The organism is Arthrobacter sp. CAN_A1 (assembly GCF_015751665.1).
Taxonomy (GTDB): Bacteria; Actinomycetota; Actinomycetes; order Actinomycetales; family Micrococcaceae; genus Arthrobacter_D.
The window spans coordinates 43,164-59,196 of sequence record NZ_JADOUR010000011.1 but is presented as its reverse complement, the minus strand read 5'-3'; the positions used below and the strand labels follow the sequence as shown (position 1 = coordinate 59,196).

Annotated in this window: 14 protein-coding genes; 7 read left to right on the top strand and 7 right to left on the bottom strand. The window is 63.9% G+C overall.

The genetic code is table 11. The features are described from left to right. Positions 1–6: 6 nt before the first annotated feature. Genes rsgA through IWX62_RS12540 form a run of 3 tightly spaced genes read right to left on the bottom strand, consistent with a single transcriptional unit; the run spans position 7 to position 3,068 of the window. A complete protein-coding gene (gene rsgA, locus IWX62_RS12550; RefSeq protein WP_196841758.1) occupies positions 7–1,140 on the bottom strand; it encodes a ribosome small subunit-dependent GTPase A in 1,134 nt (377 codons plus the stop codon). Between the two features lies 1 nt (position 1,141). Beyond that, positions 1,142–2,473 carry a 3-phosphoshikimate 1-carboxyvinyltransferase gene (aroA, locus tag IWX62_RS12545; protein WP_196841757.1) on the bottom strand — a complete coding sequence of 444 codons (1,332 nt, stop codon included), beginning with the start codon at positions 2,471–2,473 and terminating at the stop codon, positions 1,142–1,144. Between the two features lie 16 nt (positions 2,474–2,489). Continuing rightward, entirely contained in the window at positions 2,490–3,068 is a 579-nt protein-coding gene (locus tag IWX62_RS12540; RefSeq protein ID WP_196841756.1) for a DoxX family protein, read from the bottom strand. Positions 3,069–3,253: 185 nt separating this feature from the next. On the opposite strand from IWX62_RS12540, the gene IWX62_RS12535 reads away from it, so the two are divergent. Then, entirely contained in the window at positions 3,254–4,033 is a 780-nt protein-coding gene (locus IWX62_RS12535; RefSeq protein WP_196841755.1) for a sigma-70 family RNA polymerase sigma factor, read from the top strand. After that, positions 4,030–4,290: a mycothiol system anti-sigma-R factor gene (rsrA, locus tag IWX62_RS12530; protein WP_196841754.1), complete on the top strand. Its 261-nt coding sequence runs from the start codon at positions 4,030–4,032 to the stop codon at positions 4,288–4,290. The genes IWX62_RS12535 and rsrA overlap by 4 nt, the downstream gene beginning before the upstream one ends. 77 nt (positions 4,291–4,367) lie before the next feature. Here rsrA and IWX62_RS16460 read toward each other — a convergent pair whose 3' ends face one another. Beyond that, complete coding sequence (locus IWX62_RS16460; RefSeq protein WP_116778527.1) at positions 4,368–4,442, bottom strand: 50S ribosomal protein bL37; 75 nt, start codon at positions 4,440–4,442, stop codon at positions 4,368–4,370. Between the two features lie 137 nt (positions 4,443–4,579). Here IWX62_RS16460 and IWX62_RS12525 point away from each other — a divergent pair, with 137 nt between their 5' ends. Then, positions 4,580–5,548, top strand: coding sequence for a zinc-binding dehydrogenase (locus tag IWX62_RS12525; protein WP_333483403.1), 969 nt, complete (start codon positions 4,580–4,582; stop codon positions 5,546–5,548). Positions 5,549–5,555: 7 nt separating this feature from the next. Here IWX62_RS12525 and IWX62_RS12520 read toward each other — a convergent pair whose 3' ends face one another. The 3 genes from IWX62_RS12520 to IWX62_RS12510 all read right to left on the bottom strand — a co-directional run bounded on the left by IWX62_RS12520 (position 5,556) and on the right by IWX62_RS12510 (position 10,511). Further along, the gene (locus IWX62_RS12520; RefSeq protein WP_196841752.1) at positions 5,556–5,759 is read right to left on the bottom strand and encodes a hypothetical protein; all 204 of its coding nucleotides are present in this window, start codon (positions 5,757–5,759) and stop codon (positions 5,556–5,558) included. An 85-nt stretch (positions 5,760–5,844) separates the two neighbouring features. Next, positions 5,845–6,444: a GDSL-type esterase/lipase family protein gene (locus IWX62_RS12515; RefSeq protein ID WP_196841751.1), complete on the bottom strand. Its 600-nt coding sequence runs from the start codon at positions 6,442–6,444 to the stop codon at positions 5,845–5,847. A gap of 131 nt (positions 6,445–6,575) precedes the next feature. After that, on the bottom strand, positions 6,576–10,511 hold the full coding sequence (locus tag IWX62_RS12510) for a multifunctional oxoglutarate decarboxylase/oxoglutarate dehydrogenase thiamine pyrophosphate-binding subunit/dihydrolipoyllysine-residue succinyltransferase subunit (RefSeq protein WP_196841750.1): 3,936 nt from the start codon (positions 10,509–10,511) through the stop codon (positions 6,576–6,578). A 196-nt stretch (positions 10,512–10,707) separates the two neighbouring features. Here IWX62_RS12510 and IWX62_RS12505 point away from each other — a divergent pair, with 196 nt between their 5' ends. The 4 genes from IWX62_RS12505 (at position 10,708) to IWX62_RS12490 (ending at position 16,007) form a co-directional block, all read left to right on the top strand. Further along, positions 10,708–12,171: a GuaB1 family IMP dehydrogenase-related protein gene (locus IWX62_RS12505; RefSeq protein WP_196841749.1), complete on the top strand. Its 1,464-nt coding sequence runs from the start codon at positions 10,708–10,710 to the stop codon at positions 12,169–12,171. A 315-nt stretch (positions 12,172–12,486) separates the two neighbouring features. Continuing rightward, the gene (locus tag IWX62_RS12500) at positions 12,487–13,833 is read left to right on the top strand and encodes a hemolysin family protein (RefSeq protein ID WP_196841748.1); all 1,347 of its coding nucleotides are present in this window, start codon (positions 12,487–12,489) and stop codon (positions 13,831–13,833) included. Further along, on the top strand, positions 13,830–14,924 hold the full coding sequence (locus IWX62_RS12495) for a hemolysin family protein (protein WP_196841747.1): 1,095 nt from the start codon (positions 13,830–13,832) through the stop codon (positions 14,922–14,924). Before IWX62_RS12500 ends, IWX62_RS12495 begins: the two co-directional genes overlap by 4 nt. Positions 14,925–15,023: 99 nt before the next feature. After that, positions 15,024–16,007, top strand: a complete 984-nt coding sequence (locus IWX62_RS12490) for a metal ABC transporter solute-binding protein, Zn/Mn family (protein WP_196841746.1) — start codon at positions 15,024–15,026, stop codon at positions 16,005–16,007. Positions 16,008–16,033: the final 26 nt, after the last annotated feature.

Sequence of the window (16,033 nt, the reverse complement as noted above, 5' to 3'; positions counted from 1 at the left end):
TCAGGTCTACTGTTCGCCGAGCTCTTTAGCTTCTTGAGTATTTCCCTTGGGCTCGGGGACGCTGGAACCGAGCAGCCGCCGCAGCGATGCCAGCCGCACGGGCCCCGAAACGCCGGCACGGCCTTCGCTGACCCAGGGATCCAGGCCGCACTTCACGGCGAGCCGGTCGTGACGGCAGCCCCTGGCACAATCCGCTGTCCCTGGCTCAAGGTCAGGGAAGGCCTGAAGGATGCGATCCGGGTCCACATGGGCCAGACCGAACGAGCGGATACCCGGGGTGTCGATAATCCAGGTGCCCGGCAGGGAATCCCCGGCTTTCAAGGCAATCGCCGACGACGACGTGTGCCGCCCGCGCCCAGTCACGGCATTGACCCCGCCGGTGGCCCGGTTGGATCCGGTCAGTGCGTTGACCATGGTGGACTTGCCCACACCCGAGTGTCCCAGCAGCACGCTGACCTTCCCGTCGAGGTGCGACCGCAACTGACTGACCGCGTCTCCGAGGAGCCGGGCGGACAGTCCGTCGTCCGAGGTGCTTTCCACCCCCTCATCGTCGATGGCCGTTCGGCTGATGATGACCGGCAGGTCAAGGTGCCGGTAGTTGTCGAGCAATTCGGTAGGATCCCGCAGATCGGCTTTGGTCACGCAGAGGATCGGCTGGATCCCGGCGTCGTACGCTGCCACCAGGGCCCGGTCGATGAATCCGGTTCTCGGTTCCGGGTTGGCGGCCGCCACCACGATGACCAGCTGGTCGGCGTTGGCGACGACGGCGCGCTCGACCGGGTCGGTGTCGTCGGCGCTGCGGCGCAGCAGGGTCCGGCGCTCCTCCACCCGGACCAGGCGTGCCAGGGCGTCGGGCCCACCGGAGAGGTCGCCCACCAGTGCGACCAGGTCACCGGCAACCACCGGCGTCCGGCGTAGTTCCCGGGCCCGGGCGGCAATGACCAGCCGTTCGCCGTCGGCGTCCTCGGCCACCACCGCGGTGTAGCGCCCCCGGTCGACTGTGACAATCCGCCCGGTGACGGCGTCGTCGTAGGCGGGACGGTCCTTGGTGCGGGGCCGGCTGCCCTTCTTGTTGGGCCGGACCCTGATGTCGGATTCGTCCCAGGACCGCGATCCTCCGCGGTTCCCCCCGGTAGCCATGTCAGCGCCCGCTGGCGGGGTGGGTCTGGGCGGACACGGGGTGTCCGGTCGCGGCGAGATCGGCCCACAGTTCGGGGAACTGCGGCATCGTCTTGGCGGTGGTCTCAATGTTCTCGACCTCCACCCCCGGGACGGCGAGGCCGAGGATGGCACCCGCAGTGGCCATTCGATGGTCGTCGTAGGTCCTGAAGAGTCCGTCGTGGAGCGGCGCGGGCGTGATGGCCAGTCCGTCGGCGGTCTCGGTGACATCTCCGCCGAGCCGGTTGATCTCGGTGGCCAGCGCCTTGAGGCGGTCGGTTTCGTGGCCGCGCAGGTGGGCGATGCCGGTGAGGACCGACGGCGAATCCGCCAACGCGCAGAGCGCGGCAACGGTTGGAGCCAGCTCACTGGTATCGGCGAACGTAGCCCCCTTGATGCTGGCGGCGCCCGTTACTGTCAGGGTGCTGTCGGTGAGGGATACCTTTGCTCCGAGGGTCGCCAGGATTTGCCGCCATTGGTCGCCCACTTGGGTGGTCCCCACCGGCCAGTTGGGGATCCGCACGGTGCCACCGGTGACCAGTGCAGCGGCGAGGAACGGGCCGGCGTTGGAGAGGTCCTGCTCGATCCGCACGTCGAAGGCGGTGATGGCACCGGGGGACACCCGCCACTGGTTGGGAACAGAGTCATCCACCTCCACCCCCACCTCCCGCAGTACCTTGACGGTCATGGCGATGTGATCGAGGCTCGGGACCGGGGGTCCCACATGTTCAAGATGAAGCCCGGTGGTGAAGCGTGCGCCTACGAGCAGCAGGGCGGAAACGAATTGCGACGAGGCGCTGGCATCGACGACCAGCCTGCCGCCGGGGACTTCCCCGGTGCCGGTGACCGAGAAGGGCAACGACTGGGCGCCGTCGCCGTCGATCCTGGCCCCGAGCCCACGGAGCGCCTCGATCACGGCACCCATGGGCCGTTTCCGGGCATGGGGGTCACCGTCGAACGACGTGGTTCCCCGCCGCAGGGCCGCAAGCGGCGGGACGAACCTCATCACGGTGCCCGCCAGTCCACAGTCAATTGACGCGTCGTGGGGTTTGGAGAAGTCGACCGGGGTGACGAGTAGATCGGGGCCAAACGCCCCGTCGCCGGCAACCTCTTCGCAGTCAGCGCCGAGTGCCCTGAGCGCATTGACCATCAGGAGCGAGTCGCGGGAGATGAGCGGCGCCCTCAGCCGCGAGGGTCCGTCAGCCAGTGCGGCAAGAATCAGGAACCGGTTGGTCAGCGACTTGGAGCCGGGTACCTGAACTGTCGCATCGACCGGTGAGGTCGCGTAGGGTGCCCGCCAATGCGACAGCTCCATGTGGGTCACTGTGGTGCTAGCCCACCAGATCGGAGGCGGTCTTGCGGACTGACTTGTTGGCCTTCTTCAGCTGCTTCTCAGTGTCCCGGGCAATGGTCTTGGCGCTCTTGCGGGTATCGTGGGTCAGCGCCTTGGCATTGCGCTTCGCATCGGAGGCGAAGTGCTCGGCGCGCCACGCGAGGCCGGGCCGGCCGTTGGTGTCGACGGAGGCTAGCAGCACGGCGCCGATCAGGGAGACGTTCTTCAAGAGCTGGTTCCGACGGTGCTTCCGGGCCTCGGCAGTGGAGGAATCGGCCGACTTGAAGTCGACCAGCGTGTTCAGACCCGCGGTGCCGACCAGCACCAGCGCGGCGACCCGGGAGAACCGACCGATGCCGAGCAGCGCTGCGGCGCCCACCTGGGCCGCACCGAGCGCCTGCGCCACCACCTTCTCATTGGCGGTCACCGAGGCTGCTGAAGGAACTGCCTTATTGATCAGGTCAAGGGTGGGGCGGAGCTGGGTGCCCGCGGCTTCGGCATTCCGCAGCCGGTCGATTCCGGCTGCCACGAACGAACTGGCGAGCATGGGGCGGGCTACTACGCGAACAAGGGTCATGATTGCCTCCCGGCTGTGGACTGATGGGGAACTTGAGTCCTAGTTTTGCACTTTTAAACTAGTAAGGCGACACGGGTATCTGCGGCACGGCCCCGGTGGTTCGTTGGAATAACCAAACACCACCATCGGTTATACCCCTCAGACAATCAAACGACTGATCAACCACAAGCACGACAGGGAGGCGGATGATGACGGCACCAGCCTCAACAGTCAGTAAGACGCCTGATTTCCAGCTGACAGTTACACCAGTGCGGCCAGTCAGGGCCGGGCGCGTAGACTTTTCATCAATGAATACAACAGCCGCGGCGGGTAGCGCCCCAGTCGAAGACGATCAACTGGATGTGTCAACAGAGTCGGACGCGGATCGCAAGATCCGGTTCGAACGTGACGCCATGCAGTATGTGGATCAGCTCTACTCGGCTGCCATGAGGATGGCACGCAACCCGGCGGACGCTGAGGACCTGGTCCAGGAGGCCTATACCAAGGCCTTCTCAGCGTTCCACCAGTACAAGCCGGGCACGAACCTGAAGGCCTGGCTGTACCGCATCCTCACCAACACGTATATCAACCTGTACCGGAAGCGTCAGCGGGAACCATTGCAGTCGCACTCGGACACCATCGAGGACTGGCAGCTCGCCAAAGCGGCTGAGCACACCCCCACCGGACTGCGGTCGGCTGAGGTGGAAGCGCTGGATCATCTCCCCGATTCGGACGTCAAGCAGGCGTTGCAGGCCATCCCGGAGGAGTTCCGGTTGGCGGTGTATTTCTCCGACGTCGAGGGGTACGCGTACAAGGAAATTTCGGAAATTATGAACACGCCAATTGGCACGGTCATGTCGAGGCTGCACCGTGGGCGCAAGCTGTTGCGGGAACTGCTGGCCGAATACGCCCACGATCGCGGCCTGGGTGCAGCGAAGGTAGCGGCGGGCAGCGACTCGGCCAAGACACAGGAGAGTGGAAAATGAGCGATTGCGAGAGCCTCGGCGACTGCGCCGATTCCAGAATCGAGCGCCTGTACGACTACCTCGACGGAGCCTTGTCGCATGACGACCTGGTGGAGATCAAAAACCACCTCGAGGATTGCCCCGAGTGCGCTGAAGAACACGACCTGGAATGCGTGATCCGTTCAGTGGTCAAGCGGTCCTGCACCGAGGTGGCACCCACCACTTTGAAGACCAGCATCCTGGATCGGATCAGCCAGATCAAAACAGCCGAGCACTGACGCCCGACACGCAAAAAGGGAGCCTCTGCAGCCGATAACCGGCGCGGAGGCTCCCTTTTTGCTGCTAGCCCGACTGCTCAGGCGTTGGGGCGCTTACCGTGGTTAGCGCCGCCCTTCTTGCGGTCGCGCTTCTTGCGTGCTCGCTTGCTCATGGCTGCCTCCTTGCTTCTAAAGTATTTTGGACTACCATCCAGTCTCCCACACTTCGGAGGGCTGCCCCTAAACCACCCATGTCGTTGCCCCTGGGCTTCGTCCTAGGATGGAAGGACCCGAACTGAAGGAGTACCACGTGACCCGCGCTGTATACGTCGACTCATTTTCCGCCGAGGACCCCCTGAACGGTTTGGTCATCGGAGACCTGGCCGCCAGCGACCCGCCCGACGGGTACCGCCGGGTCACCGTCCGGGCGTCCGCCCTGAACCACCACGACCTGTGGTCCCTGAAGGGGGTGGGACTCAGCGCTGACAAACTGCCCATGATCCTCGGTTGCGATGCCGCGGGAGTCGACGACGACGGCAACGAAGTCCTGGTCCACGGAGTCATCTCCACCCCCGGATGGGAAGGGGATGAAACCCTCGATCCCAGGCGCACCCTGCTGTCCGAGAAGCTGCCGGGCGCCATGGCCGACACCGTGTGGGTCCCGGAACGCAACCTCGTTCCCAAGCCCCCCGAGCTGAGTTTCGAGGAGGCTGCCTGCCTGCCCACCTCCTGGCTGACCGCCTACCGGATGCTGTTCACCGTGTCGCCCGCCGCCCCGGGATCCACCCTACTGGTGCAGGGTGCCGGCGGAGGAGTCGCCACCGCTCTGATCGCGATGGCCAGTGCGGCAGGTTTCCGGGTTTGGGCGACCAGCAGGAGTAAGGACAAACAGGAGCGGGCGCTGGAACTGGGTGCCGCCGCAGTGTTCGACGACGGCGCGCGTCTGCCGGAGCGGGTCGACGTCGTCTTCGATTCCGTGGGCGACGCCACCTGGTCACATTCGCTGAAGTCGCTGAAGCCCGGCGGGGCGGTGGTGACCTGCGGGGCCACCAGCGGCCCGGCTCCCAGCGCCGACCTGAACCGGGTGTTCTTCCTTCAGTTAAAGGTCCTGGGCTCCACCATGGGGACCCGTGAGGAACTGATCCGGCTGACCCGGTTCCTGGTCGCCACCAGCGTCCGGCCCCTGATCGATGAGGTATATCCCCTCGATCAGGCAGAAAAGGGCTTCCGAAGGATGCTTGACGGTGAGGTCTTCGGGAAGATCGTCTTCAGCCACTAGCCCCGGGCTAGTCGTCGTCGCCGTCTTCGGATTCGTCTTCTGACTCTTCCGAGTCGCCATCGTTTGAGTTGTCGCCGAACCCGGAGCCGCTGTCTTCCTGCTGCTGCTCCTGGTTCTGGTCATCCCCATCCGTGGTGTCGCAGCCGACGAGGAAGAAGGCGGTGAGGATGAAGGCGGCGGCCGAAGCCTTTTTCATGGTGGTGGTTTTCATGGGCGCAATGTCCGTTTCGTCGTTGTTCGGGCGTCCAACCGGACGTATGTTCAGTGAACAACGCTACACATCGAAAATGAGAGTGCTACTCTGGCGCCGGGACGTCCAGCCACTGGAACCAGCCACGGTGCAGGACCAGCCAGGCCATCAGACCATATCCAGCCTGACCAGGCCCGCCACCATTGGCTGCGAGGTCGCTGCGCCACTGTTCGTGGGCCTGCAGCGGGGTGAACGTGTCGACGTAGACGTGCTTCCGGCGTGTGGTGACGTCGGCGAACGCTGCCGAGAGGTCCGCCAGCCTGCGGTTCCGTTCGGCGTCGAGCCCTGGGGGAGGCCCCACGACGAGCACCTTGACGCTCATTTGTGCGGCGCCGTCGAGGATGTTCGCAAGGTTGAGCCGGCTGCGCGCCGTGGACAGATCCAGGTCGAGGTCCCGGTCGGACAGACCGATGACCAGCCTGTTCTCGAATCCGTCATCAAAGCGCCGCCCGGTCTCCTGTAACCACCGGTTGGCAAGCGCCTCCGTACCCTCATGGGGTGCAGCGAGGGTGAAGGCCTGCAGCGCAACGCCGGCGGGAGCTGTCCGGGCGAGCACACGGCCAAACCAGCCGAGCGCCCGCGGGTCGCCCAGCCCTGCTAGCAGTTCGTCACCTACGGCTGCGAGCCGGATTCTGCGTTGTTCCACTGGTTGGTTACCTTTGTCCGCTCATCGATTAGCCACTGTGATCCGCGTTTCGAACCCAGCTCAGAATACTGTTGGGTGGGGCGCGACCGCACCCCACCCAACATCATACGTAACTGCCAGCTCGACAGTTGCTACTTGCGTTCGAAGGCCTTCTTCACCAGGATCTCCTGCTCCACAGCGTGGCGCTTGGCCGAACCTGTCGCAGTTGACGCCGAGGCTGGACGCGAGGCCAACCGCAGCGGCCGGTCCAGATGCTCCGGAAGGTTCAAGCCAATGAAGGGCCAGGGACCCTGGTTCGCTGGCTCGTCCTGAGCCCACACGAGGTCAGCATTCGGGTACTTGGCGACGGCCGCCTTGATCTCCTCAACCGGGAGGGGAGCGAGCTGCTCCACCCTGATGATGGCGGTCTTCTGGTCATCGGTCTTTTGGCGTGAGGCCAGCAGATCGTAATACAGGCGTCCTGACACGAGGATCACATGATCGACGTCGTTGGCAGCAGGGTCCTGCTTGTCCGGGATCACCGGGAGGAAGGTGCCGGTGGTGAAGTCCTCCACCGAGCTGGCCGCAGCCTTCAACCGGAGCAGCTGCTTCGGCGTGAAAACGATCAGCGGCTTGCGTGGCCTGGTGTACGCCTGGCGGCGCAGCAGGTGGAAATGGGAGGCCGCAGTGGTGGGGTTGGCCACCACCATGTTGTCCTCGGCGCACATCTGCAGGAAGCGTTCAATACGGGCCGAGGAGTGGTCGGGACCCTGTCCCTCGTAGCCGTGGGGCAGCATCAGCACCAGCGACGAGCGCTGGCCCCACTTCTGCTCGGCAGAGCTGATGAACTCGTCGATGATGGTCTGGGCACCGTTGACGAAGTCACCGAACTGGGCTTCCCACAGGACCAGTGCGTCGGGGCGTTCAACCGAGTAACCGTACTCGAAGCCCATCGCCGCGTATTCCGACAATAGCGAGTCGTAGATCCAGAACTTCGCCTGGGCCTCGCTGAGGTCGTCAAGTGGCAGCCATTCCTCGCCGGTCGCCCGGTCGTGGAACACCGCGTGACGCTGCACGAAGGTTCCGCGGCGCGAGTCCTGGCCAGCCAGGCGCACCGGCACGCCCTCCATCAGGAGCGATCCGAAGGCTGCCAGTTCGCCGAAGCCCCAGTCGATACCGCCCTCGCGGGACATCTGTTCACGCTTGTCGAGCAGAGCCTTCAGCTTCGGGTGAACGGTGAAGTTCTCGGGGATCGCCGTGTGGACCTTGCCGATGTGAGCCAGTGTTTCCGGGGTAATCGCTGTGCTCGCCGGGACACCCACACCGGTGTCGGATTGCTGCGACATGGGACGCTCAATGTCCGATACTGCTGCGGCGTCCTTGGTCACGATCGGAATCGGTGACGTCTGGGCGGCATGCGTTTCAGCGAATACCCGCTCCAGGCGTTCCTGGTAATCCCGCAGCGCCTGTTCCGCCTCATCCTGGCTGATGTCGCCGCGACCGATCAGGGCCTCGGTGTACAGCTTGCGCACTGAGCGCTTCGCTTCGATGAGGTTGTACATCATGGGCTGGGTCATTGACGGGTCGTCGCCCTCGTTGTGTCCACGGCGGCGATAGCACACCATGTCGATCACCACGTCCTTGTTGAACTTCTGCCGGAACTGGTAAGCGAGCTGGCCCACCCGGACCACTGCCTCCGGGTCGTCACCGTTGACGTGGAAGATCGGAGCCTGAACCATCTTCGCGACGTCGGTGGAGTACACCGAGGACCGCGATGACGTGGGGGAAGTGGTGAATCCCACCTGGTTGTTGACGATGATGTGGATGGTGCCACCGGTCCGGTAGCCCCTCAGCTGGGACAGGTTCAGCGTCTCGGCAACCACACCCTGGCCTGCGAAGGCCGCATCGCCATGGATCTGGACGGGGAGGACAGGGAACGCGTCGCCCAGGTCGAGGCGGTCCTGCTTGGCCCTGACGATGCCCTCGAGCACCGAATCCACAGCTTCCAGGTGGGAGGGGTTGGCTGCGAGGTAGATCTTGGTCTCGTTGCCGCTCTCGGACGTGAACGTGCCCTCGGTGCCGAGGTGGTATTTCACATCACCGGAACCCTGGACCGAGCGTGGGTCCTGGGTGCCCTCGAATTCGCGGAAGACCTGGCCGTAGGTCTTCCCGGCGATGTTCGTCAGCACGTTCAGGCGGCCACGGTGCGCCATTCCAATGGCCACTTCGTCGAGGCCGTCGTCGGCAGCGTTGGAGATAATCGAATCAAGCAGTGGGATCAGCGACTCGCCGCCCTCAAGGGAGAAGCGCTTCTGCCCGACGAACTTAGTCTGGAGGAACGTCTCGAAGGCTTCGGCAGCGTTGAGCTGGTGCAGCACACGCATCTGCTCTTCACGGCTGGGCTTCGAGTAGGAGTGCTCCAGCTCGTCCTGGAACCACTGGCGTTCCTCGGGATCCTGGATGTGCATGTACTCGATGCCCGTGGTGCGGCAGTAGGCGTCTCGCAGCACACCAAGAATGGTCCGGAACTTCAGCATCGGCTTGCCGCCGAAACCGCCGGTGGGCCACTCCCGGTCCAGATCCCACAGGGTCAGCCCGTGGGTCCGCACGTCAAGGTCGGCGTGCTTGCGCTGCACATACTCCAGCGGGTTGGTGTCGGCCATCAGATGGCCGCGGACCCGGTACGCGTGGATCAGCTGCTGGATGCGGGCTACCTTGTTGATCTCATCCATCGGGTCGACCTGGATGTCGGCACTCCACCGCACCGGCTCGTACGGAATCCGGAGGGCCTCGAAGATTTCGTCGTAGAAGTTCTGCTCACCCAGCAACAGCTGGTGGATGATCCGCAGGAACTCGCCGCTACCGGCACCCTGGATGACGCGGTGGTCGTAGGTGGAGGTCAGCGTGATGGTCTTACTGATCGCGTGCTGGGCGAGGGTCTTCTCGCTGGAGCCCTGGAACTCGGCCGGGTACTCGAGGGCACCGGCACCGATGATGCAGGCCTGGCCCTTGGACAGGCGGGGCACCGAGTGGACGGTGCCGATGCCGCCGGGGTTGGTCAGCGATACGGTGGTCCCCGCGTAGTCGTCGGCGCCGAGCTTGCCGGAGCGTGCCTTCTTGACCAGGTCCTCGTAGGCGTGCCAGAAATCCGAGAAGTTCATCGTCTCGGCCTTCTTGATGTTCGGCACCACCAGCAGGCGGGAACCGTCAGGCTTCGGCATGTCGATCGCGAGCCCGAAGTTCACGTGCGCGGGCTGCACGGCGGAGGGCTTGCCGTCGACGACGTCGTAATACACGTTCTGCGACGGGAACTGTGCCAGCGCACGAATGATGGCGTAGCCGATCAGGTGGGTGAAGGACACCTTCCCGCCACGGGCGCGGGCCAGGTGGTTGTTGATGACCACGCGGTTATCGATCAGGAGTTTTGCGGGAATGGCGCGGACACTGGTAGCGGTGGGAACGGTCAGGCTGGCGTCCATGTTGGTGGCGATCGCCTTGGCGGGCCCCCGAAGAACCTTGACCGTGTCGTCGTCCATGTCGGTGCTGCGGGCAGACTTGGGAAGCTGGGCGGGAATCGGCGTCGTCGCCGGCTTCTCGGCCTTGGCATTGTCTGGCTGCTTGGACACGGGCTTCTCGGCTCTTTCCTGGGCTGCCTTCTCCATGGCGCGGTCAGCGTTGTCCTCGGCTTTGATGGCGGCCGGGGTATGTGTCTCCTTGGGAACCGGCGGCTTGGCCGACTCCTCGAAGCTGGCGGGGGATTCACCGGAGGACTTGGGGGCGCTCGTCTCGGTGTTGACGACCGGCAGCTCGCGGGTGGCCGGGTTGTGGCCCAGTTCGCCACTGCTGTTATGAACACTGTTGTTAGGGCCACTGCTGTTGTTGGTGCTGCCGGTCTTCGCATCGGTGCGCGGCGCGGTGTGGCGGCCGTTTTCTGACTGCGAGTCCTCGGCCGCGAACGAATCGAACAGCTTCCACCACTTCTTGTCGACCGAGTTCCGATCCTTCTGGAACTGCTCATATAGCTCGTCGACAAGCCACTCGTTTCCGCCGAATTCTTCAGGTAGACGGTGGTTGGGTTGTTCTGGCACTAGTAATACGCCTCTTCCGTAAGTTGCCCTGAGCCCGGTGCGGAGAGTCTGCAGCTTCATTCAACGCTAAATAAAACTGTATACAGACCCGCTGCCAGTCTAATGACAGTCGCGGGTAACAAGCCAATCCCTCGGATGTCCTAAGTATCAGGGGAACCACCTAGACTTTTAACGAAGCCGATCCAGGAGCAACACCATGCGTTTTATCAATCAGCCCGCCACCGATCTCACCTATTCGGACGTGTTTTTAGTCCCGTCCGCGTCGGAGGTGGTGTCCCGCTTCGACGTGGACCTCTCGAGCGATGATTCGACCGGCACGACCATCCCGCTGGTGGTGGCCAACATGACGGCCGTGACCGGGCGTCGCATGGTGGAGACAGTGGCCCGCCGGGGCGGGCTCGCTGTTCTGCCGCAGGACATCCCCTCCGAGGTGATCGCTGAAGTGACGCAGTGGGTGAAGAGCCGTCACGCCGTCTACGAGACTCCGCTCAAGCTCCAGCCGGGGAACACAGTGATCGATGCCCTGCACCTGATCAGCAAGCGGTCCCATGGGGCCGTCATGGTGGTTGACGGGCAGAACCGTTGCATCGGGATTGTCAGGTCCGCAGACTGCGAGGGAGTTGACCGGTTCGCTTCTTTGGACTCAGTGATGCGCACCAGCTTCATCAACTTCGAATCATCCCGTTTCACCGGCGACGCTGCGGCCGGATTGCAGCGCGCTTTCGAGGAACTGGACGCCTCCAGCACCAGTCTTGCTCCAGTCTCCCGTGACGGTGAATTGCTGGGTGTGCTGACCCGCAAAGGCGCGCTCCGGTCGACCATCTATCGCCCGGCCGTTGACGCCAACGGGTCGCTCCGTGTCGCCGCGGCCGTAGGGATCAACGGCGACGTCGAAGCCAAGGCTGCGGAACTGCTCGAGGCCGGCGTGGACGTCCTGGTGGTCGACACCGCTCACGGTCATCAGCGCAAAATGCTCGACGCGCTGAAGGTAGTCCGCGCCGTCGCCAACGGAACATCCCGCCCGGTGCCCATCGTGGCGGGCAATGTGGTCAGCGCCGACGGGGTCCGAGACCTCGTGGCGGCGGGAGCCAACATTGTCAAAGTTGGCGTCGGCCCCGGTGCCATGTGCACCACCCGCATGATGACCGCTGTTGGGCGGCCCCAGTTTTCGGCAGTGCAGGAGTGCTCCGAGGCGGCGCGGGAACTGGGGGCACAGGTGTGGGCCGACGGCGGCGTGCGGTACCCGCGTGACGTTGCGCTCGCTCTAGCGGCCGGCGCCAGCCAGGTAATGATCGGATCCTGGTTCGCCGGAACCTATGAAAGCCCCGGTGACCTGCAGACGGACAGCAGCGGCAGGCAATATAAGGAAAGTTTCGGTATGGCCTCGGCCCGGGCCGTCCAGAACCGGACGCAGCGCGACGACGTCTTCGCCCGGGCCAGAAAAGGGTTGTTCGAGGAAGGCATCTCGACGTCGAAAATGTATCTTGACCCGGCCCGTCCCGGGGTGGAGGACCTGCTGGACATGATTACTGCCGGCCTCCGCAGCTCAATGACCTATGCCGGGGCGCGCAGCCTCGCCGAGTTCAGGGAAAACGCTGTGGTGGGCGTGCAGTCGGCCGCAGGCTACGAAGAGGGCAGGCCGCTCCCACAAAGCTGGTAGGGGCCGCACTGGTATGGGCCGGCTGCTGATGTAAACTGAAGCTCTTATGGACAGTTCCTCTAGGGGCCGGCCCTCGATGCGTGCGCAGCGGACTTCCGCAGCACGGTCGACTTGTGCCGGCAGACCCCGCACCAATGCCCATCACCATCTCCCAGCACTCATGAGCCCCGCCGATCCTGAGCCCAGCGCGTCACGCGTGACAGGCGGCCGCTCAACCGAACCGCTATCGGAGCCTTCTAGACCGGGCCTACCCACTGATCTGCGTCAGGGCCTGGGCGCCCCGACCGGTGAGGCCTGGACGGCGGTGAGCGCCAGATGGAAATCTACTTCCTCATAGCGGGCCTCCTCCTGATCCTCGGCACCGGATTCTTTGTCGCCGTTGAGTTCTCCCTCGTGGCCCTGGACCAGACCTACGTCCAGCGGGCGGTCGACAACGGTGACAAGGGCGCAGTACCCCTGCTGAAATGCCTGAAGTCCCTATCGACCCAGCTTTCCAGCTGTCAGCTCGGCATCACCCTCACCACCCTGCTGACCGGCTACGTGATGGAGCCTTCAGTCGGTCGCCTGATTCAGGGTCCTCTGACAGCGATCGGTATTCCCGATGCGATCCTCGGGACGGTATCGCTGGTCATCGCGATGACCCTCGCCACGCTGCTGTCGATGCTGATCGGTGAGCTGGTCCCCAAAAACCTCGCCATCGCGCTCCCTTTCAAGATTGGCAAACTGCTGGCGCGCCCGCAGCTAATCTTCACCGGCGTTTTCAAGCCGGCCATCATTGTCCTGAACGGTTTTTCCAACCGCGTCCTGAACCTGTTCGGGTTGGAGGCGAAGGAGGAGATCTCCGGTGCCCGGACCCCCTCGGAGCTCTCGTCGCTGGTCCGCCGATCGGCGGAGATGGGTACCCTCGACCCCGGCACCGCCAACTTCCTGGCGCGGACCTTCAGTTTCTCGGAGCGGACCGCCGCCGATGTGATGACCCCCCGGATCAGGATGGAAACCATCGAATCCGATCAGAGTGTGGCCGACGTCGTCGACCTTGCCAGGCGGACCGGGTTCTCCCGGTTCCCGCTGATCGCCGACTCACCCGATGACATCCGCGGCGTGGTCCACGTCAAGAAGGCTGTAGCCGTACCGCGGAGCAAGCGCGCCGGCCTCCCGGCCGGCACGATCATGACCGAAGTGCTGCGCGTCCCGGAGACAGTCCACCTGGACTCCCTGCTCGCGGAGCTCCGCGAGGCAAACCTCCAGTTGGCGGTGGTCCTCGACGAGTATGGCGGAACGGCTGGCGTCGTCACCCTCGAGGACCTGGTGGAGGAGATTGTCGGTGAGGTCGCTGATGAGCACGACAAGCTGAAACCAGGAGTGCTGCAGAGCGCCTCAGGCAACTGGTTTTTCCCGGGCCTGATGCGGCCCGACGAGGTCACCGACCAGATTCCGCACCTCTCGGTGCCTGATGAGGCAGGTTACGAAACCGTGGCCGGGTACATCATGGCCGAGCTGGGCAGGATCGCCACCCCGGGTGACCGGGTTGACGTCCCCGGCGGCGTTCTTGAGGTAGAGCGGATGGACGGTCGACGGATCGACCGGGTCAGCTTTATCCCCGTCCACCCCGAAGACGAAACTGGCGGAGTTACTACCGCCGCGATGGAAGGTCAGCGATGAACGACTGGGCCGGAATTGTCTGGCTGATTGTTCTGCTGATCGGCAACGCCTTCTTTGTGGGCGCCGAGTTTGCGATCATGTCAGCGCGCCGCAGCCAGATCGAACCCCTGGCTGACGAAGGCTCGAAGCGGGCCAAGACCACGCTGTGGGCCATGGAGCACGTCTCCCTGATGCTCGCCTGCGCACAGTTGGGCATCACCGTCTGCTCGCTGCTGATCCTCCAGGTGGCCGAACCGGCCATCCATCACCTGCTCGTGGTTCCCCTGGAATCGGTGGGGATCCCTGCGGGACCGGCCGACATCATCGCGTTTGCCATCGCCCTGCTGATCGTGACTTTCCTGCACGTGACATTCGGCGAGATGGTGCCGAAGAACATCTCGGTCTCCGTCGCCGACAAGGCGGCTCTGCTGCTGGCCCCGCCCCTGGTGATGATCGCCCGGATCGTGAACCCCATCATCGGGTCATTGAACTGGCTGGCGAACCATATCCTGCGGGCCATGCGGGTGGAGCCCAAGGACGAGGTGACCTCCTCCTTCACCCTTGAGGAGGTTCAGTCGATCGTGCAGGAGTCCACCCGCCACGGTCTCGTTGACGATGGCTCCGGCCTGATCTCCGGTGCACTTGAGTTCTCCGGACAGACAGCCGGGACCGTGATGGTGCCGCTGGACGAGCTGGTGAGCGTGAGTACTACTTCCACTCCCGCCGAGTTTGAGAAGGCGGTAGGGCGGACCGGGTTCTCCCGGTTTGTGCTGATGGACGACAACGACGTCCTGACCGGCTACATGCACCTTAAGGACGTCATGTCCATCTCGGAGGAGATGTACTCCAAGCCCATCACCGAAAACAAGGTGCGCACCCTCGCGAACCTGAACCTCGACGACGAAATCGAGACGGCTCTCAGCACCATGCAGCGGACCGGATCCCACCTGGCCCGGGTGCTGGGTCCCGATGGGGCAACCCACGGTGTTCTCTTCCTCGAGGACGTGATCGAGCAGCTCATCGGCGAAATCCGCGACGCGACACAGAATCAGGGCCATCGTCGCACCGGCACCAGCGTGGAGGACCTCGCAGCGGACCAGAGGCTCCGGTAGGCGGCACTCTCCGGCGATATGCGAATGATTCGCGTTTGCGTTAGACTAAGGATCAAGAGTTATTGATTCGGGTTCATCCACACGTAGATCGAGGGACAGATGCGACGCCTTTCCACAACGACAGGCCTGGTCGGAGTTGCCGCCCTGGCGCTTGCACTGACCGGGTGCGGACAGTCCGCGGGGGATAACCCCGCCGCCGGTGCCACCGGGGACGGCATCCAGATTGTCGCCTCCACCAACGTCTACGGCGATATTGCCCAGACCATTGGAGGCGACAACGTGTCGGTCACGTCGATTGTGGACAGCCTGTCGCAGGACCCGCACTCCTACGAGGCGACGGTCCAGGACAAGCTGGTGGTCTCCGAGGCGCAACTGTTGATCGAAAATGGCGGCGGCTACGATCCGTTCCTCCACCGCCTGGCCGACGAGGTGGAACTCGACCACGAGTTCATCATCTCGGCCGTCAGCGAATCAGGTATCGAAGGCTTCGAGGAGGCACATGCGGAGGACTCCGATGCCGAGGACCCGGCAGAGGAAGAGCACGACCACGCCCATGATGAAGTGAACGAGCACGTGTGGTACGACCTCGAAGCAATGGGCGCCGTTGCAGAGGAGATCGGTTCCAAACTTGCCGAACTCGACCCGGACAATGCTGATACGTACAACACCAATGTCGGGGAATTCACCGCTGGCATCACCGTCCTGACCGAAAGGCTCACCGACATCAGCGGAACTGCTGAGGGCCGGACGGTTGCAATCACCGAACCGGTGCCCGTCTACCTGCTCGAAGCCGCTGGGCTGGAAAATTCGACGCCGGGCGACTACAGCGAGGCAATCGAGGAAGGGTCGGATGTATCGGTTGCTGTCCTGAACGACATGATGACCCTGATGGAGGACGAATCGCTCGCGTTCCTTGCCTATAATGAGCAGACGGAGAGTCCCCAAACCCAGACCGTTCGCGACGCAGCGGACGCGGCAGGGGTGGATGTCGTCAATTTCACCGAGACGGTGCCTGAAGGGGAAGACTTCCTGTCCTGGATGACCTCAAATGTGGACGGCATCGAAACCGTCCTCAACCCCTGATCGACGGTTGGCGAAACCGCCGGCCC